At 44.5% G+C, this 17,204-nt stretch carries 20 protein-coding genes; 5 read left to right on the top strand and 15 right to left on the bottom strand.

What is annotated here, in order from left to right; translation table 11 throughout:
- Positions 1 to 270 precede the first annotated feature (270 nt).
- On the top strand, positions 271 to 1,647 hold the full coding sequence (locus ACFODW_RS15835) for a sigma-54 interaction domain-containing protein (RefSeq protein WP_390307765.1): 1,377 nt from the start codon (positions 271 to 273) through the stop codon (positions 1,645 to 1,647).
- 148 nt (positions 1,648 to 1,795) lie between these two features.
- Here ACFODW_RS15835 and ACFODW_RS15840 read toward each other — a convergent pair whose 3' ends face one another.
- Positions 1,796 to 2,119, bottom strand: coding sequence for a DUF4870 domain-containing protein (locus tag ACFODW_RS15840; protein ID WP_390307766.1), 324 nt, complete (start codon positions 2,117 to 2,119; stop codon positions 1,796 to 1,798).
- Positions 2,120 to 2,359: 240 nt separating this feature from the next.
- Here ACFODW_RS15840 and ACFODW_RS15845 point away from each other — a divergent pair, with 240 nt between their 5' ends.
- Positions 2,360 to 3,262, top strand: coding sequence for a GNAT family N-acetyltransferase (locus ACFODW_RS15845; RefSeq protein ID WP_390307767.1), 903 nt, complete (start codon positions 2,360 to 2,362; stop codon positions 3,260 to 3,262).
- Between the two features lie 73 nt (positions 3,263 to 3,335).
- Positions 3,336 to 3,743, top strand: coding sequence for a TIGR02328 family protein (locus tag ACFODW_RS15850; protein ID WP_390307768.1), 408 nt, complete (start codon positions 3,336 to 3,338; stop codon positions 3,741 to 3,743).
- Positions 3,744 to 3,940: 197 nt separating this feature from the next.
- On the opposite strand, the gene splB is transcribed toward ACFODW_RS15850, so the two are convergent.
- Positions 3,941 to 4,969, bottom strand: coding sequence for a spore photoproduct lyase (gene splB, locus ACFODW_RS15855; protein ID WP_390307769.1), 1,029 nt, complete (start codon positions 4,967 to 4,969; stop codon positions 3,941 to 3,943).
- Positions 4,962 to 5,213 (bottom strand): transcriptional regulator SplA domain-containing protein, encoded by a 252-nt coding sequence (locus ACFODW_RS15860; protein WP_390307770.1) that lies wholly within the window; start codon positions 5,211 to 5,213, stop codon positions 4,962 to 4,964. The genes splB and ACFODW_RS15860 overlap by 8 nt, the downstream gene beginning before the upstream one ends.
- Positions 5,214 to 5,401: 188 nt before the next feature.
- Between ACFODW_RS15860 and ACFODW_RS15865 the strand changes: the two genes are divergently transcribed.
- Positions 5,402 to 5,572: a hypothetical protein gene (locus ACFODW_RS15865; RefSeq protein ID WP_390307771.1), complete on the top strand. Its 171-nt coding sequence runs from the start codon at positions 5,402 to 5,404 to the stop codon at positions 5,570 to 5,572.
- 265 nt (positions 5,573 to 5,837) lie between these two features.
- On the opposite strand, the gene ACFODW_RS15870 is transcribed toward ACFODW_RS15865, so the two are convergent.
- The 6 genes from ACFODW_RS15870 to ACFODW_RS15895 form a co-directional block, all read right to left on the bottom strand.
- The gene (locus tag ACFODW_RS15870) at positions 5,838 to 7,652 is read right to left on the bottom strand and encodes a LysM peptidoglycan-binding domain-containing protein (protein WP_390307772.1); all 1,815 of its coding nucleotides are present in this window, start codon (positions 7,650 to 7,652) and stop codon (positions 5,838 to 5,840) included.
- Between the two features lie 106 nt (positions 7,653 to 7,758).
- A complete protein-coding gene (locus ACFODW_RS15875) occupies positions 7,759 to 7,962 on the bottom strand; it encodes a hypothetical protein (protein WP_390307773.1) in 204 nt (67 codons plus the stop codon).
- A gap of 219 nt (positions 7,963 to 8,181) precedes the next feature.
- Entirely contained in the window at positions 8,182 to 8,481 is a 300-nt protein-coding gene (locus tag ACFODW_RS15880) for a spore coat protein (protein ID WP_390307774.1), read from the bottom strand.
- Positions 8,474 to 8,683, bottom strand: coding sequence for a hypothetical protein (locus tag ACFODW_RS15885; protein WP_390307775.1), 210 nt, complete (start codon positions 8,681 to 8,683; stop codon positions 8,474 to 8,476). The genes ACFODW_RS15880 and ACFODW_RS15885 overlap by 8 nt, the downstream gene beginning before the upstream one ends.
- Before the next feature lie 2 nt (positions 8,684 to 8,685).
- Positions 8,686 to 8,970 (bottom strand): spore coat protein, encoded by a 285-nt coding sequence (locus ACFODW_RS15890; protein ID WP_390307776.1) that lies wholly within the window; start codon positions 8,968 to 8,970, stop codon positions 8,686 to 8,688.
- A 14-nt stretch (positions 8,971 to 8,984) separates the two neighbouring features.
- Positions 8,985 to 9,203 (bottom strand): hypothetical protein, encoded by a 219-nt coding sequence (locus ACFODW_RS15895; protein ID WP_390307777.1) that lies wholly within the window; start codon positions 9,201 to 9,203, stop codon positions 8,985 to 8,987.
- Between the two features lie 320 nt (positions 9,204 to 9,523).
- Between ACFODW_RS15895 and ACFODW_RS15900 the strand changes: the two genes are divergently transcribed.
- Entirely contained in the window at positions 9,524 to 10,636 is a 1,113-nt protein-coding gene (locus tag ACFODW_RS15900; RefSeq protein WP_390307778.1) for a YkvI family membrane protein, read from the top strand.
- Positions 10,637 to 10,667: 31 nt separating this feature from the next.
- Here the strand turns inward: ACFODW_RS15900 and alr are convergent, their stop codons facing one another.
- From alr to ACFODW_RS15930, 6 genes are all read right to left on the bottom strand, one after another.
- The gene (gene alr / locus ACFODW_RS15905) at positions 10,668 to 11,834 is read right to left on the bottom strand and encodes an alanine racemase (RefSeq protein WP_390307779.1); all 1,167 of its coding nucleotides are present in this window, start codon (positions 11,832 to 11,834) and stop codon (positions 10,668 to 10,670) included.
- A 178-nt stretch (positions 11,835 to 12,012) separates the two neighbouring features.
- Positions 12,013 to 13,137: an alanine dehydrogenase gene (gene ald / locus ACFODW_RS15910; protein ID WP_390307780.1), complete on the bottom strand. Its 1,125-nt coding sequence runs from the start codon at positions 13,135 to 13,137 to the stop codon at positions 12,013 to 12,015.
- 112 nt (positions 13,138 to 13,249) lie between these two features.
- Positions 13,250 to 14,503 (bottom strand): PucR family transcriptional regulator, encoded by a 1,254-nt coding sequence (locus tag ACFODW_RS15915; protein ID WP_390307781.1) that lies wholly within the window; start codon positions 14,501 to 14,503, stop codon positions 13,250 to 13,252.
- Positions 14,504 to 14,707: 204 nt separating this feature from the next.
- Positions 14,708 to 15,001, bottom strand: coding sequence for a hypothetical protein (locus ACFODW_RS15920; protein WP_390307782.1), 294 nt, complete (start codon positions 14,999 to 15,001; stop codon positions 14,708 to 14,710).
- Positions 15,002 to 15,202: 201 nt separating this feature from the next.
- Positions 15,203 to 15,496 (bottom strand): hypothetical protein, encoded by a 294-nt coding sequence (locus tag ACFODW_RS15925; protein ID WP_390307783.1) that lies wholly within the window; start codon positions 15,494 to 15,496, stop codon positions 15,203 to 15,205.
- Between the two features lie 121 nt (positions 15,497 to 15,617).
- Positions 15,618 to 17,189 (bottom strand): alkaline phosphatase family protein, encoded by a 1,572-nt coding sequence (locus tag ACFODW_RS15930; protein ID WP_390307784.1) that lies wholly within the window; start codon positions 17,187 to 17,189, stop codon positions 15,618 to 15,620.
- Positions 17,190 to 17,204: the final 15 nt, after the last annotated feature.

Raw genomic sequence — 17,204 nt, forward strand, 5'->3', positions numbered from 1 at the left:
CAAAGAAATTAAATTACCCCCACCACTTATATATAAGCAAAAAATATGCCAACCTCATGCATTTTAACTATTTTTTTCTAAAAAAAATTTGGAACCCCTTATTTGGTAAGGGCTTACAATTTATAAAAAATTTTTTCTAGAGAAAATTAAAGCACATTTATTTCCAATTAACTCGAGTTTTGTTTACAAAATTGTAAAACATCTTTACACTAAGGTTAACACATTAGTTAACAATGTTAACACTATACAAATAAAAGGAGGCCTCTGCCGATGACGAATATTCTTGCCTACTTGGAAGCCGTTCTGGCTGCTGAAGATGACGCTATAACTATAGTAGGGACTGATAAAAAGGTACTCTTCTGGAACGAAGCTGCGGTTCGGACCTACAACATAAATAGCGAGGATATTATTGGCCGCCCTATCCACGAATTCTTTGACAAAGATGATTTAATGATTTTCAAGGTGTTGGAAACAAGGGAACCGGTACAGAGCAATTACCACCGGCCACGCAAGGATAAACATGTCGTCCTGAATGCTTCGCCTATTTTTGATCAGCAGGAGGAACTGATCGGTGCCATTGCTGTAGAACGGGACATCACCCAAATTGTCAAATTGAATGACAATCTCCAGACAACCAACACGGAGTTGAATGAGCTTCGGCAAATAGTCTATACAAATAACGATGAAACGCCTTTTTCCAAACTGCGAGGGAAGAGTGAAGCACTGCAGCAGACCATTCAAATTGCCATGAAGGCGTCCAAGACGGATGCGACTACCTTGATATTGGGAGAAAGCGGAACAGGTAAAGAAGTATGTGCAAGGGCTATTCATGAAGCCAGCCCTCGCAGCGAAGGGCCATTCATCCCAGTCAACTGCGGTGCTATCCCTGCCGCTTTATTTGAAAGTGAGCTCTTTGGTTATGAAGGTGGAGCTTTTACTGGTGCAGAAAAGAAAGGGAAGAAAGGGAAAATCGAAATGGCTAACGGCGGGACCCTGTTCTTGGACGAAGTCGGGGAATTGCCTCTGGAAATGCAGGTAAAGCTCCTCCGAGTCCTTCAGGAAAGTGAGTTATACCGGGTGGGAAGTTCAACTGGTACCCCCGTTAATGTGCGTTTCATTGCCGCAACCAACCAGGATCTTGAATCCCGCATGGAACAAAAGCTGTTCCGGTCTGATCTGTTTTATCGCTTGAATGTCATTCAAATCACCATGCCTCCACTGCGTCAGCGGATCAATGACATTCCTGAGCTTACCCAGAATTTTTTGAAACACTTTGCTTCCCAATATCAGGTGCCTGCCCCTACTCTTGAGAAGGAAGCTATGGAGGCCATGCTGCAATATCATTGGCCCGGAAATGTAAGAGAGCTCCGTAATATAGTGGAACGGATACTCATCCTCTCCGATTCCTCTATCATTAGAAAACAGGATCTTCTCAGCTTTTTTCAACCGGCAAGCCAACAGGAAAGCAAACCTCTTCCGTTCCATGCACCATCCCTCCCTGCCGAAAAGGAAAACATAGAAAAAATGCGGCTGGAAGAAGCACTACAGCAGGCCGGAGGAAATAAAACAGCTGCCGCGCAGATGCTTGGTATCTCACGAGTAACGCTCTACAATAAAATGCGTAAATATGGTGTTATTAATTATTGATCGGTACAAAGCCGGAGTACTGCTAACCTGTACTCCGGCTTTTCATATGGAAAGCCGCTCGTCGAACCACTCCATACAGTAAATAATGCTAAGTATATAAAGAGCCCGACTAAGCACTGCAGCCATCGGATATCGGACTCCTGTATGATCACTTAATCATATGAATGGTTAATGGAATGCGATAATGTTCCCCTTGGTATGATTTTACTGCAGCAATAATGGTAAAAATAAGTGCGAGAATACCAAGAATTATGAGAAAAACGATACCCACCAATACCAGGACAAGTATGCCCGCAACAACGCTGTAAATAGTGTAGGAAATCAAAAAATTGAAATACTCCTTGCCATGATAATCAACGAACTCCGACTGATCACGTTTAACGAGCCAAATGATCAGAGGTCCGAGTACAGGAAAGAAAAAACTTACGAGATAAATAAGCATGGCAAACAATCTTTCGTCATTTGTCGGCAATTATAGCCACCTCCTTCATTTCATGCTCTATCAGTATATCTTATGTGGCAAGAACTGTGACATACTTAACTAATAAAAGCCCAGCAAATAATCATCTCTTCACCTTACATTCTGCCATATATATGACAAAGTGATAGGTCTTAGTGAACATGGATTAAACAGAATGAATGCCTGTTTTATAAATCCCATTTATAATTAGACTAAGAAATGGACAGTCAGTTGATGCCGGGAGGGAAATGAATGGAACCACTGATAAGATTGCTGACGGAAGAAGACTATCCGCTTGTGAAAGGAATGGTAACAGGACTGGAAGATGATTACGTGGTACGGATATTTGACAAACTGTCTCGTGACCAAAATCGGATGTTCGGCCTGTTTATGGAGGGACGGCTGGTTAGCCTAAGCGGCTATTCCATCTATGCTAATCGGTATGCCATGCTTGGCAGATTGCGCAGCCATACAGCATATAAAGGATATGGCTACTCTACTCAGCTAATGAAGCATATGCTGGATGAGGTCTTTAAACAAGAGGAGATTCAGTGGGTCGGTGCCAATACACAGGAACATAATTTCCCCGCCCAGCGTGTCATCGAAAAAGTCGGCTTGACACCTCAAATAGCATTGCATGGAGCTGTAACTGATCATGTCAATACCCTGCATGGCGGAAACACACCATGGGGAAAAGTGGACAGTCTGGATAGAAAAAAAGATTGGATAGAGAAGGCCTTTATACAGCCAGAAAGAATTTTCCCGTACGAATGTTACTACCCTTTTCCTAGTTCCTTTGATCTTTTCCCTGATGGCCTCCTCAAGCAATGGAACTTCTACGAGAATGAGGAAGGCACACGTATGTTGATTACGAAATATGATCAGAAAAAGAATCATTACCTGCATACCGTTTATCCGTGGAGCGACTTCATGAAACAGCCTGGATTATGGGAAACCATTTCCCTGGACTTCAATCAGCTAAAAGAGCAAACAGGAGGAGAGAGCACCTATATTTGGATGGATATGACAAAACAAGAAGCCAGCACCCTTCCAGACGATCATTCATTCAATCTTCCCTCTCCTTGGATTCTCTATGGAATCGATAGGCCAAAATGGCAAAGCATGAGAATTCATACCGGTATACCCAGCCGGTGAGTTCAGCATAAACGGACATCTTTTAGGGAATACCAGTTAATGGAATGCAGTTTTAATAAAAGGAGGACACCCTTTGCGTCTATGGCATGAACAGCTGATTCCCTATCTTCCACGACAGCAGCTCCTCGGGCAGCACCGGGAATGCTGCGCTCTGAGAGGTAAGGGTTGGGGAAAACCCCATGCTACCGTTAATTATATATTTAACCATTCTCCTTACAGGCTTTTTCTTTATCACCGGGAAATCATGATGGAGATGGACAAACGGGGCTATCGACATGATCCCCTATGGGATGATCCATATTATCGTGGGAAAAACTCTCCAAACCATACGGAAGCGAGCCTCTATCAAAAAGAGACAAAGTTGAAGATCAGCTTTCCAATCTACCCCGAGCATAATAAAAGCTACCTGGCAGAATGCCTCGCCAACCTTCACAGTAAGGGTGTTGAACTGCCGGCCTGCCTCTCTTCGCCTAATGAATAAGGATTTACCGCCCACCCTATCAGGAGGAAAAGGAAAACACTGTATATCGGCCCTGTTGGAAGAGGGTGGGACATAACGGAAGGCCATCACCTGTCCGTGAAAAGTGAATTAAATTTCCGAAGCTGTTATCTCCACGAAACAAATTTCTGTTCCATTCGTTTCCTCTTCTAACTAGACTCATTTTGCCCAACCTCTTCTCAAGTAAAATATTCCAGTTTTGCTTCCGGAAAGAATCGGTTAATGTAACTGCCTAGCGTGTCTTTAATATCCTCCTGTTCTTGATTGGTATATACATACTTTCCAATTCCATACCTTCCCCATTTCCATTTTCGCTTAGACTCATCCAACTCCAGCTTTGTCATCGGGTAGTTCTGTTCAATAACTCGCTTGGCTGGCTTCGTAAAACGATGCTGAATCATTTCGAACGTTAAATCTCTTTTGGCAAAGGCGGGAAGAGCCGCTTCCAACTTTTCAAACATTTCATGATATCCTTCCTTCCAGCCTTCATGCAAATAAATCGGAGCAACAATGAAGCCCAGCGGATAGCCGGCTTCCGCCACTTTGACCGCCGCTTCGATCCTTTCGGAGAGCCTGGAAGTTCCTGGCTCAAAGTATTTGATGATATAGTCATCATTGATACTGAAGCGGAAACGCGTATGGCCATTATGCTTTGCATCAAGCAGATGGTCGACGTGGGCAAACTTTGTTACGAAACGAAGCTGGCCATGTTCCGATTCTCCAAAATACTCAATTGCCCGCTTCAACGTATGAGTCAGATGGTCGACCCCTACGATATCAGAGGTGCAGGATGCCTCAAACCGTGTGGGTTCGGGCGCTCTCTCCCGCATATATCCCTCTGCGGCATCAAATATTTCTTCTACGTTCACATATGTTCGAATATATGGCTTGGAGCCCATGGTCGTTTGTAGGTAACAGTAATGGCAGTGACCCATACAACCAGTAGCAAATGGAATGGCATATTCAGCAGATGGCTTGGAGGTATCGAACTTCAGTGTCTTTCGCAGGCCAACCACTAAGGTGGATTTAGCCGTACGGTATTTCTGAAAATGGTTTTCGCCTGGAAGATTACGAATCTGGTTATGGGAAGTGGTTTGGCGAATTTCAATTCCCATTCCTTCAAATTTATCAACCAGCTGCTTTCCAAGCGGATACTCAAGTGCACGAGGTTCTACATAGACAAGCTGAGGGACGAATGGCTTAACCATAATAATCCTCTATTTCCGGAGAGCCGAATGCTTCCTGATAAGCCTGTTCCGCTTCCCTTTCCGAATGGAAAACTGCAAATTGGCCATCGAATGGAAAATAGGTCTCATGAGCAAAAAGCGCCAATTCTGACGGCTCTTCGGGGTTCTCGACCACAGCCGCTTGTTGTACATGGGCAACATCCTGTGCATGCGGATTGCGGATAATAATATAGACTACTTCTCCCGGTCTGAATTGTTGTTCCATTTTCTCACCTGACTTCCTATTGTTTGCTTTTTAGTCTGTACGGTTGAAAATGGTTTATGTATAGTTGAACCTTTTCGGTATTCTTTCTGTAACAAAAATGTAAATTTGTTGTTAATTCCAGTTTAGAAAAAGCTCGGAAGGGTACTTAACAATTAAAAGAAAAAAATACCAATGTGCAGGTGATGAATATGAGATATCAAACGTTGACCAATAAAAATTTGGTTATTGAAATAGAAGAACAGGAACTCGCTATGTTGGCTGAGGCTCTTGAAAAATCAAACCCGGACATGAAAATTCTCAGTGAATTGGATCAGATCCTTTTCGCCTATCATAGGGAACTGGAAGACAAAGTGAGTTGAACGCTTTGACAATTATGTGACATCAGCATGCCGGAAAATTTCTTATGTTCATTGGGGTTGTGTTTTTTTATTATTGCCATCATGAAAAATGACAGGAAAATATTGAGACCAGATCTATAACCAGTAAAGATTGCCGCTGCTTTTACTCTCAAAGAACAGTCTAACTCCTCTCACATTAAAACCCGCCTGGTATCAGCAGATTCACGCTATCCTTATTTCGCATTTTACCCTTTTGTCTTAAGATAATTTCTTCGCAAGGAGTGTGTCATAAGAAAATTAAACTCGAACTTATCATATCCAAATGTTCCTTATCGCTCCAAAGAAGAAAATAGTTATATATGTCTCCGGAAATATTTACCGGCTGCGGATATTGAACAATCAAAGCAGCTTGGTTGCGCATTTCAGCCGGTTGATCCGCCGACGGATAGATCAAGCAGGCTTCCTGTCCTTGGATGGAGCTGGAAATAATTTTTGGGGCGGAGCCATATGGCTGTAATGGATGGAAAGCCTCATTTCTACAGACAACGGGAAGCGGCTCTTCCGAACGGATCGCGGAGATCTGGAAAAAACCATCTACTCCTTCATACCTTAATTGGGTTACCCTTTCCCAGTGCCGTGGGTATTTCAATTGAATCAAATAATCTCGGTTGGTGTATATTCGCCAATCATCCAACTTTAATGCCGGCGACCATTGCAAAGAAACAATCGATTCAGCTTCCGTCAACCGAATTGGTACTGGATGCCCTCTTGCTATTTTCCATATAGCGGTTGCCCTGTCCTCGTTTCCGCAGTCTGATAGATAAGCAATTTCCATACTGTCCGGAGACCAAGTGACAGGAGTGGAATAGCAATCGGAAATAGCACGAGTCCTATCTTCCCTGCCGTATCTGTTGACCGTCCGAATTAAGGAATAATAACCGACAGATTCAAATGCAGTAGCACTATAGGTGATGTATAAGGAATCCGGAGACCAGACAGGATTGTAATTCTTCGAAAGCGGGCCTCCTGCCACTTCATACATATTACCGGTAGTGAGGTCTAGAAGATAAATTAACGAGATACTAACGCCAGGAGTAGTGTATAATACAGCAGTTCCGTCCGGTGATACCCTTACGTTATTATATCTTCCGCCTGTATTGCGGGTGATTTGGCGCTTGCCGGAGCCGTCAGGCCGAATTATGAACAGTTGGCTTATCCCTGCTGTGTCCGGAGCCTGGTACAACAGCTGTCTTCCATTGGGAAGCCATTGGACATCGGTGGCACCATGCTGGGGAATTCTTTCTGCATGATGAGTTCTTACATCGTACAAAATAATTTCTCCCTTTTTCACGTAGGTCAGCTTCCGGCTGTCCGGCGACCAGTCCAGATAAATGCCAAAGGTATCTTCAAGGAAGTCAATCTCAGCCGTTCGATCCTGAATCAAGTCAACTACATAAAGAACACCACTTCTACCTACAAAGGCAATCTTTGTTCCGTCTGGAGCCCAATAGGGAACAGAATAAACAGCACCCAAGCCGTTGGTTATTCTACGATCGCGTCCGTCCGCTAGTACATACACCCATAAATCATACCCGGTGCCACGTTCGGCAAAATAAGCTATTCCTCCCTTCCCACCAGGAGGAGCATATGGTATGATCAGCCGCATGCCAGGATAGATATTGTAGGAAGGGAGCTGGTTAATTCTGGCGATTAAATCATACCGGGCCTGATCACCAGTCCCGACATTAAAACGGTTTGCCAGCTGAAACAATGTGTCACCCGGACGGACGAAATAATAAGGAACACCCGGAGGAATCCTTAACAACTGGCCAACTTGTATGGTGTATGGCGGCTGCAGCCGATTTGCCTCGATAATGGTAGAAGAAGGCACACGGTAACGCTGGCTTAATGAATTAATCGTATCTCCAGCCTGAACTCGGTACCTTTCCACCCCTGGCGGTATAGATATCTGCTGACCTGGATGAATCATATACGGTGGCTCCATATTATTGGCTGCAATCACCGAATCCACCGGAAGTGCCCAACGGCTTGCTATCAGACTCACTGTATCTCCTGAACGGACAGTATAAAAGAACTGCATAGCTACTCCCCCATCCTTTAACTGCTCTCCCCGTTGTGAAATGGAGGGAGAATACTATAACGTATCACGGGAGGCAGCAAAACATGCATAAATGTATAAAAAGTCTTTACTCTTCCTTTGCCTTTTCAATTAAAATCCTCAAGGGTGCAGCAAATAGTAAGCCGGCTGCTGCCAGCCCGAGGAAGACAGCCGAATAATCCATCCAGACAATTTCTCCCCCTATAAGTGCATCTGTCAAAACACGGAGAGTGGTAAGAATCACAGGAAACCCCAATGTCCAAAACAGCGTTAATTTCCAGCCATAACTCACTCTTTGACCCCCTTTTACCTGATGCTGGCATATTTTTCTTAATTTTCATTCCATTATACCATAAAATCACTGTTCACGCTAAGTTCATAAGGAGAGAAGCTGAACTACCTACTATTTAACATAAGGGAATGTTTAAAGAGGAGGGCTATTTAGAACCAATAACTACAATCAAAAAAACGGACACTGCCCATGCCATGTCCGTTTTTTTGGCTGATATGTTTATTCACCTGCAAGCTGTAATGCTGTATCCATACTTTTCACGTCCACCTGCAATTGTTGATTAGGATTGTATGGATCATAATACCCTTTATCCTTCATGTAGTTGAATATCTGCTCATGGATATCGATAACTTCCTCCAGCTGCGCTTCAAGCAAATGCCTGATTTCCGGTGTACCTGATTCTGTTATCGCGAGAGCATAATTCCTGATCTCAGCCTTGGCAGCCACTAGAATATCTGTAGCAATCACTTGGTCGGTCATTGGTGCCATCCCGGTGATTTTCTCCAATATCTTATTCACTGGAAACCTCTCCCTCCGTCAAATTATCCCTCAACGCCTGCAAATGGCGTACATGCATATCTGCGTCTTGCTGCATGATTGCTTTTAAATGATCGTCTGATACGAGTCCTCTCATTAAAGAAGCTTTGGTCAGGCATAGACTTTTGAATGACAGAAGCTCCTGCAGTTCCAAGCTTTCATGTACTCCAAGTTTATTCTGCATTCCTATTCTCCTCCTGTCTGATTTATTGCCATGTCCGCATTCCTGACATCTTTTTCAATCTGTTTTGATATGTCGTAGGAATCATACAGTCCATGTTCCTGCATGAATGAATAAATCTGTTCCTGATGCTGGATTGCCGTCCGCAATTCCTCCCGCAGCAAGGAACGTATGTCCGAAGAGGTTGTCTCGGAGATTGCCGTTGCTATATCCTTGATGCCCGCTTTTGACTCAAACAGCATATCTGTTACGATGGTTTGATCCTTTTTGCTCAACTGATTCCCTTCCATGAATCATGCTCCTTTCAGGATTGCTTCAACTCGGGTGTAGCAGTTTCCATAAGTTCTTTCATTCGGCTGATACTTAGGTTTCCCTGTTTCATACTCTGCTCAACTATTGTCTGTAATTCTGGATGTTCGACCTGCTGGAGCCTTGCCTTTGACTGGGCATGGCATACCACCTTAAAACGGAGCAGTTCCTGAAGGTCGACCACTTCATGTACCCCATACTTTCCACTTTCCATCTTCCTCACCTCCAGAAGTTTTCGGTTTATTTTTTGTATGTCGTAAGAATCTATTCTCCTTCTCCTGAGATTTATTTTAGTTCAAGTGAGGCGAAAAGAAGCTGGATTGGAGAGTGCAGGCTGTGTCGAAGAATGTCAACTGGCAGAGAAAAGCTTTCCATAAACTCATATCTGCTGTCAAAAAGTATCGAGGCGTCCGCTTTCTCTATTTTTTGATAATATTAGACGTAATCCGCCAGTTATGTTTTAATAAGTGTATCCCTCGCATTTAAACTACAGCAGGTTCAATAAAGCCTTGATATATTCAGAGGAGGAACAATATGAAACAAGTAAAGGAAATACTGAAGATTGGAAGCGCTTTTATCGGGGTGCTTGTCGGAGCAGGATTCGCTTCCGGGCAGGAAGTTGTCCAGTATTTTACCAGCTTCGGACTCATGGGAATTGCTGGTGGAATACTCGCAACCGCCCTCTTCGCTTTCCTGGGGATGGCTTTAGCGAAGATAGGAAGCCGTATGCACACAACCTCCCATAAGGACGCAGTCTATGAAATCAGCGGGCCGTTCTTCGGAAGAATTATTGATTACGTCCTGATTTTCACTTTGTTTGGAGTCGGAGTGGTAATGCTCGCGGGAGCGGGATCCAACATTAGCCAGCAATTCGGACTCCCGGCATTCGTGGGAACTACTTTGATGGTAGTACTAGTATTTCTAACCGGTGTTCTGAGAGTGGATCGGGTGATTTCCGTAATCAGCAGTATCACGCCCTTCCTTATTCTATTCGTAATAATAATTTCTATCTATAGCCTATCTACTATAGATGGATCTCTTATAGAACTTGACTCGATTGCCAAAGAGCAGTACACCACATTGCCGAACTGGTTCATATCTGCTGTTAATTACGTTTCATTCAATACAGCTGTCGGTGCGTCCATGACGCTGGTAATGGGCGGCGCTGAAAGAAATGAGAAAACAGCGGCACTCGGGGGGCTTGCAGGAGGACTCGGACTTGGGGCTTTGATTGTGCTCAGCCATTTGGCTATTTTCTCCAAAATTGATACAGTAGGCGGTATGGAGATTCCGATGCTTGGCATAGTCGATCAGATATCCCCTATTCTCGGCAGCATTATGGCCATTGTCCTATTTGCCATGATTTTCAATACAGCCGTCAGCATGTTCTTTTCCTTTTCTGCACGCTTTATGGAAATCGGAACGAACAAATTTAAAATATTTTTAGCGGCAACACTAGCTGTCGGATATATTGCAAGCTTCATAGGATTTACCGATCTTCTAAGCATTTTCTATCCGCTTATCGGTTATCTCGGCCTATTCTTGTTTGTTGCATTGATTGTGGCTCTATTCCGGCTGGATACCCTGGCCAAAAGAAAATCTGACCAGAACAACCTGAGAAAGTCAGTTAAAAAAACCGCGAAGTAGTCATTGCAACACTGCTTCGCGGTTTTTTTGCCTATTTTGTGATTAAGCCTTTCTTTGAGGTTATCTCTCCATTTTTAATATAGATACGCGGCACCCTTTTACCGATCAGACAAACAGTCTCATAATGGATGGTTCCCATCAGATCGGCAATCTCGGCTAAGGGTACATACCCCTCTTTCTTCTCACCAAACAAGGTAACGATGGTCTCCCTGTCGACCCCGGACATCCCAGTTACGTCGATCATGGACTGATCCATACAGATTCTACCGACTATTCTTGCCCTTTTTCCATTTACCGTGACGTCTCCTCTGTTGGAAAGCAGCCGGGAGAAGCCATCCGCATACCCGACAGGAATAGTGGCGATCCTTGCATCCTGTTCGGGTTCATAGGTGCATCCATAACTGATCGGTTCTCCTGATTTCACTGTCTTGACCAGCACTGGCTTTGTCTTCACACTCATTGCCTGATGCAAACTGATTTTTTCCCGAAGATGCTCCTCCGGGTACAAACCGTATAAACTGATTCCGACACGCACCATATCCAGATGCATTTCTGGGTAGGCGATAGTGCCAGCACTGTTACAGCAATGCCTGATTGGAATTCGGCCGCCAACCTCTTCCAAAGCGTTCACCACGGACATAAACCGTCCAAACTGCTTGTTAGTATAAGATGGGTCTGTATTATCTGCATCAGCAAAATGGGTGAAGACCCCTTCCAGCTCAACATAGTCGGACTTAAGCATATTGGCGAGTTCGATGGCTTCCTCTTTCTCCTGAAGTCCAATCCTGTTCATCCCCGTGTCAATTTTAAGATGGACACGCACCTTTCGTTTTTGTTCCGCTGCCGTCTCTAAAATGCTTTTCGCCACCTCCTGTGTATAAACAGTAAGAGCGATATCATGCTTGACGGCCATATGAACAGCCTCCGGCGGTGTATAACCAAGCACAAGCAGAGGGAAATCTATTCCCGCTTCGCGTAGCACCAGTGCCTCATCAAGGATTGCGACACTCAAGTAGTCCGCCCCAGCCTCAATCGCCGTCTCTGCCACCTCGACGGAACCATGTCCGTAACCATCCCCTTTTACTACGGCCATCAGTTTTGTTCCCGGCTGAATATGATTTTTAAAAGCAGCGGTATTTCCGCTGATTGCATCCAAGGATATTTCTGCCCATGTCGGGCGGTAACTTCCGTATTCCATGTCTTTACCTCCACGCTATAAATTCAGTTGTGAATCCATTTGAATACCCTTAAAAGGACTGCTTACAACCAATCTATTTATTACTTTAACATGTTTACTATAATAGCGGGAAGCATGGAAAGATTTTCTGCAATGCTCAAAAACCCTTCTGCGTCAACAGAAGGGCATGATAATCTAACTACTCGAGGGATTTGATTGCTTCTTCGGCCGGAATATAGTTGTAGCCGAGATCCCTGGCAACTGACTCATATGTTATTTTTCCGCCGGCAACATTGACCCCTGTTCGGATAGGAGCACTTTCTTCCACCGCTCGGCGAACGCCTTTAGCAGCTATTTGCTGTGCATATGGAACAGTGACATTGGTAAGCCCGACTGTTGCAGTTCGAGGAACGGCGCCCGGAATGTTCGCAACAGCATAGTGCAGTATCCCATGCTTCTCATAAATCGGGTCATCATGTGTTGTCGGGTGATCGACCGTTTCAAAGTTACCTCCCTGGTCGATTGCTACATCCACTATTACAGACCCAGGTTTCATTGATTTGACCATATCTTCTGTCACCAGTTTCGGAGCTTTTGCCCCTGGTATGAGCACAGAACCAATGACCAAATCGGATTCCTTTACCGCTTCTGCAATATTATAAGGATTGGACATTATGGTCTGGATAGAAGAGCCAAATTGATCATCTAACTGGCGAAGTCTAGCTGGATTTAAATCGATGATGGTGACATCCGCCCCAAAACCGAGGGCAATTTTTGCAGCATTGGTTCCGACCACGCCACCGCCGATAATAGTAACTTTTCCGCGCTTCACTCCAGGTATGCCGCTTAGCAGGACTCCGCTCCCGCCTTCTGACTTTTGGAGATACTGTGCACCAATCTGAGCTGCCATTCTTCCTGCAACCTCACTCATCGGAGTAAGCAATGGAAGTGCATGATTGACAGTAATAGTTTCATAGGCAATTGCTGTAACTTCATGATCTACAAGTGCTTTCGCCAAGCTAGGTTCAGCAGCAAGATGAAGATAGGTAAATAGAATCAAACCTTTACGGAAGTATTGATATTCAGACTCCAGCGGTTCCTTCACCTTCATGATCATTTCTGATTTTCCCCATATGTCGGAAGGGCTTTCAAGGATTTCAGCGCCAGCTTCTCTGTATTCCTCATCTTTGAAATTGCTTCCAAGTCCGGCATTGGTTTCGACCAGTACAGTATTTCCCGATTCTACCAGGTTGACCACTCCAGCAGGCGTCATGGCCACGCGGTTTTCATTATTTTTTATCTCTCTAGGGACACCGATAATCATTCAATCCACTCCTCCATCAAAATATCTATAATATTATCGTATACGTTTTCATGTTTTCTGCATATAGGGAATTTCATAAAAATAGGGTCGTCTATTTGTGATTTTACACAAGTCAAAGACCCTCCTGCATACCTTCTATTTTCAAATCAAGATAGGCTGTCAATTTCTGATCGGGACTCTTAAGGTCGATCGCCCCTATCTCAGCTATCCTTTTCAGCCGGTAATTGAGTGTATTGGGATGAACATGGAGAGATTTCGCAGCTCTGTAGACGTTGCTGTCAAACTCCAAATATTTCTTTAAAGTCTGCAGTAAGGCAGTTTGATTCTTTTGGTCATATTTCCGCAGCCGCTCCAGCTTTTCATTCCTGTACTGGGTGCTCAACTGCATGTCATGAAGGTCTTCAATAAATTGGTAGATTCCTAGCTCCTGGTATAAACAGGTATCCGCCAGTTCGTCTGGAAACTTCCGTTTAAGCTCCAGAACATGCAGCGCTTCACTATAGCTTTTTGGTATTTGACGGACTGACTGGCAAATGTTCCCGCCGGTCCCATGGACAGTATCTATATGCAGGCGTGTGGAAATCAGCTGAATAAACTGTCCTATATATCCTTTCAAATATTGCCCGGTATCCTCTTCTGCTGGCAGTCGTACCAAAAGAAGCAGGTGGTTATGGTCAAACATCCTGCAAACTACCTGGATCTCTCCAAGAGTTTCTGCAAGGTAATTTGCATGCTTTTCAATTGTTTCTGTCACTTCCCCCGGAAATTCCATGATAACCATAGCAAGGCGCCCCTCCAGTTGAATCCCAAGCCTCCTTGCCTGATCTTTCATTTCCTTCATATCATCCAAGTCACCGGTGAGAAGCTGCCAAAAAAAGCCTTTATAACTGGCCGTTACAGTCCTTACTCTGCTGCGGTCTTTCAGCAGGAGATTTTTCACTAGTCGCACTGCTTCCTTTAATAGATGAATCTTATCCTCACTCATTTGCTGACCATCTGCGTGTACCCAAATGAAACCCAGTATTTCATTATTCCGGCGAATCGATACAGCGACACGGTTCCCCAGGCCGACTGATTTAATTTCCGGAATGGCGACAGGTTCGTCATTATCAAATAATTTGGTCATGTAGCCATTTTTCCAAAGGCTGCTGATTACCTTGTCCGGGACCCTCCTGCTCATGATGGTCGCTCGCCTGACGTCGTCAATATCTCCATGATGCTCACTGTAAGAAATTATTTGATGATTTGAATCCTCAATAGTTACTGGACATTCCAGTAATTCCCCAATCCTGTCAGCAAGACTATCCAGTGAATCAAATGCACCCGTCAGTCGTGTTTGCGGTCGATCGTTTGGAGATTTGCACATACCAGCTTCCCCTTCCGTTCTTATGCCTTCATTTTAGCATAAATAGGCAACGTAGCGCTTATATTTTTAGCCGGTCTGCAGGTGGCCTAACTCATGAACTCTTGTACTGAACATTTTGCCTAGTTGGTGTTTCAAGTTAAGCCTATAAATCCTTTGGAGATAGTAAAAAGCAGCCCTCCCATTAGGAGAGCTGCTTTCAATTTGTTAGCTGTATTGGCTGTCCGACTGCTGTGGAGCGGTATTTGTTCCAGTATAGGTTTCCAGCATTTGCTGGGCGTTTTGGTTCATTTGTCCGCCCTGGTTATTCTGATTATTTTGCAGCATATTTTGCAGTGGCTTAGCAATCTGCTGGACCTGCGGGTTATTCATGGCATTCGAAACAGTTTGCGGGAGGCGCTGAAATGTACCGTTTTGCACCCCTCTGGTAATGCCGTAGATTGCAGCCCCTGCCGCGCCTATGGTAAGCAAGGAGGTCATCATTCCTGGACGATTATTCATAGCAGCCTTCATCCTTTATTATTTAGTTTAGCTTCCATTTACAGTTTGAGGAAGCATTTATAGTCTTTTTAATATGGTCGGAAATATACCGTTCGATGATTTCCATTTTTCATGCTCCCATACGAGATCTGTGCTGTAAACAGCGCAAATACAATGCCGCCAGCAGTTAGTTTCTTAACAGGCTGGCAGCATCCCCCTAGCTTATTGAGTGTTGTTTTGTTGAGCTTGCTGCTGTGTCTGTTGTGCCTGCTGAATTTGCTGCTGAGCTTGCTGCAGCTGTTGCTGCGCCTGCTGGAATACCTGGCTTTGCTGACCATTTGTACCCGCCTGAGCCTGTACATTCTGCAAGCCTTGTTGTGCTTGTTGCAGTTGAGCCTGCGCCTGCTGAAGCTGTTGAGGATCTGCGCTTGCCTGAGCTTGTTGTACCGCTTGCTGGGCTTGTTGAACCTGCTGTGCAGCTTGCTGCATCTGCTGCTGTTGATTTTGCTGTGCCATAATGTAAAAACCTCCATCACGATGTTTTGAGCCGGAAGCTCTATCCTTTATAGTGGCGCAAGAGCTGGCTGATTATGTATATGTCTTACAAGAGCAGAGGGGGAGACAAGGCAGTTGCCGTTTACTGCCCAACCTCTTCCAACAACCATTGCTTAAAATCGACTACACGGGGATAGCGGGGTTTAGTGTGAATACCTGTAACAATGAGAGGAGTTACGGAATCCTTTTTATGCAGGGAGCCGTGTCCAGCACCTCCTAGATGAGTCGGCGAGTGTTCAGCGACAAACTCATACCCTGGCATGGCATCAACTATTAGAAAACGCCCCCGATGAGAATGCAGCGCACCGTATAGCCTTGCCAATGCATCCGGGTAATCACCATACTCAATGTCCCCTGTATCAGCTATTGATAGGTCCAATGCTGCCGGATTACCCTTAATATCCCAGTTCTGGCCATATTTATCGCTAAACGTCCCGTCTTGCTGAAAGATCAGCTTTTCCTGTGACTTACCTGCAAATACATGGTTTCCCCTATCATCTTTCCAGGCAATAAAACCTATACGTGGATCCTTTCTTAGAAAAAAGGCAATTTTTTCATAGGTAATCGACTCATCAAGTAAATAGATATAAGCCATCCGTTCATTAACACCTAAAATGACCTGATCTTCCTGTTGCACTTCCTTGCCCGCCTCAGCTACCTGAAACTCCTCCCCAAGCTCAGTAAGATCAATAACCGCCTCATTCTTTTCTTTCCCAATAAACGACTGGCCACTGTCCCCGTAGACAATCAGGCTGATTTCTTCCAAGGCTGCTTCCCAAGTTGGATAAGCGTTGAGAATTCGCTGGATCTGCTTATCTGCTGCTTCAATTCCCTTTAAATCCTCCGGTCCTTCTTCATGCAGATAATGGTCAAGATCGGGCAAATAAGCAAGCGTGAATGACGGCAGGCTGTTATTCTCAATCAAAAACCTTACTTCCTCCGCCGTAAAAGTATCATTGACGCCAAGTCCCTGCCATGGATTATTGTTTTTGACATTCTCAGGATTAAGCCGGGATACTATTCCCATGGACAAGATGGATGGCCCCTTCACCTGCAACGTATCCGGCAAAAGATTAAATGCAGTTGCAAGCCCTGGGATATGCAGCTGATGACTTTCTTTACCCCGGTATACCAGTCCATTGATAGAAGCTGAGGAAAGACCTATATCATAAAGCTCTTCATAAATGGTGGTCATTTCATTGCTTAAATGTTTTTCATTAAGGTTGTAGACACCATCCTGAACCACCTGCTTAATCCCTTGCTGGAGCACTTCCATTTTCCCCGCACCATAATTCACAAGCCTTTGTTCCTCTGGATGGAACCATACTAGTCCAGGCAGCTGGTGGCCATCAGCATATGACCCGGTCAAGAGAGTGCTGTCTATAGTTACAGACATGGTGGGATAGGAACTGACCACTTCTGGGATATAATCCCCCTGTTCCATTAGAAATTTTAGTGCCGGAGCCTTTCCTTCTTTAATTGCCTGTAGCATCGGCTCATCCATCAAAGAATCCACAATGAGAAACACCGTCGGTTTAGAAGTGTTATTGATATCTTCTTCTATGTCTTTAGTTGGAGTTAAAAGTCCATACCAAGTTGCAGCTCCCAAAAAAATAAGTATCCCTGCTGATATGAGCAACCATTTTGGTATCATGTTACATCCATCCTT

Source organism: Virgibacillus sediminis (assembly GCF_042643265.1).
In the GTDB taxonomy this organism is placed as follows: domain Bacteria; phylum Bacillota; class Bacilli; order Bacillales; family Amphibacillaceae; genus Virgibacillus_O; species Virgibacillus_O sediminis.

Excerpts from the sequence above, each read along its gene's own strand:
- ACFODW_RS15860 (WP_390307770.1), bottom strand. The coding sequence starts at position 5,213 with ATGGAACAACAATTCAGACCGGGAGAAGTAGTCTATATTATTATCCGC.
- ACFODW_RS15930 (WP_390307784.1), bottom strand. The coding sequence starts at position 17,189 with ATGATACCAAAATGGTTGCTCATATCAGCAGGGATACTTATTTTTTTG.
- ACFODW_RS15925 (WP_390307783.1), bottom strand. The coding sequence starts at position 15,496 with ATGGCACAGCAAAATCAACAGCAGCAGATGCAGCAAGCTGCACAGCAG.
- ACFODW_RS15895 (WP_390307777.1), bottom strand. The coding sequence starts at position 9,203 with ATGGAAAGTGGAAAGTATGGGGTACATGAAGTGGTCGACCTTCAGGAA.
- ACFODW_RS15915 (WP_390307781.1), bottom strand. The coding sequence starts at position 14,503 with ATGTGCAAATCTCCAAACGATCGACCGCAAACACGACTGACGGGTGCA.
- splB (WP_390307769.1), bottom strand. The coding sequence starts at position 4,969 with ATGGTTAAGCCATTCGTCCCTCAGCTTGTCTATGTAGAACCTCGTGCA.
- ACFODW_RS15835 (WP_390307765.1), top strand. The coding sequence starts at position 271 with ATGACGAATATTCTTGCCTACTTGGAAGCCGTTCTGGCTGCTGAAGAT.
- ACFODW_RS15865 (WP_390307771.1), top strand. The coding sequence starts at position 5,402 with ATGAGATATCAAACGTTGACCAATAAAAATTTGGTTATTGAAATAGAA.
- alr (WP_390307779.1), bottom strand. The coding sequence starts at position 11,834 with ATGGAATACGGAAGTTACCGCCCGACATGGGCAGAAATATCCTTGGAT.
- ACFODW_RS15845 (WP_390307767.1), top strand. The coding sequence starts at position 2,360 with ATGGAACCACTGATAAGATTGCTGACGGAAGAAGACTATCCGCTTGTG.
- ald (WP_390307780.1), bottom strand. The coding sequence starts at position 13,137 with ATGATTATCGGTGTCCCTAGAGAGATAAAAAATAATGAAAACCGCGTG.
- ACFODW_RS15870 (WP_390307772.1), bottom strand. The coding sequence starts at position 7,652 with ATGCAGTTCTTTTATACTGTCCGTTCAGGAGATACAGTGAGTCTGATA.
- ACFODW_RS15885 (WP_390307775.1), bottom strand. The coding sequence starts at position 8,683 with ATGCAGAATAAACTTGGAGTACATGAAAGCTTGGAACTGCAGGAGCTT.
- ACFODW_RS15900 (WP_390307778.1), top strand. The coding sequence starts at position 9,524 with ATGAAACAAGTAAAGGAAATACTGAAGATTGGAAGCGCTTTTATCGGG.
- ACFODW_RS15920 (WP_390307782.1), bottom strand. The coding sequence starts at position 15,001 with ATGAATAATCGTCCAGGAATGATGACCTCCTTGCTTACCATAGGCGCG.
- ACFODW_RS15890 (WP_390307776.1), bottom strand. The coding sequence starts at position 8,970 with ATGGAAGGGAATCAGTTGAGCAAAAAGGATCAAACCATCGTAACAGAT.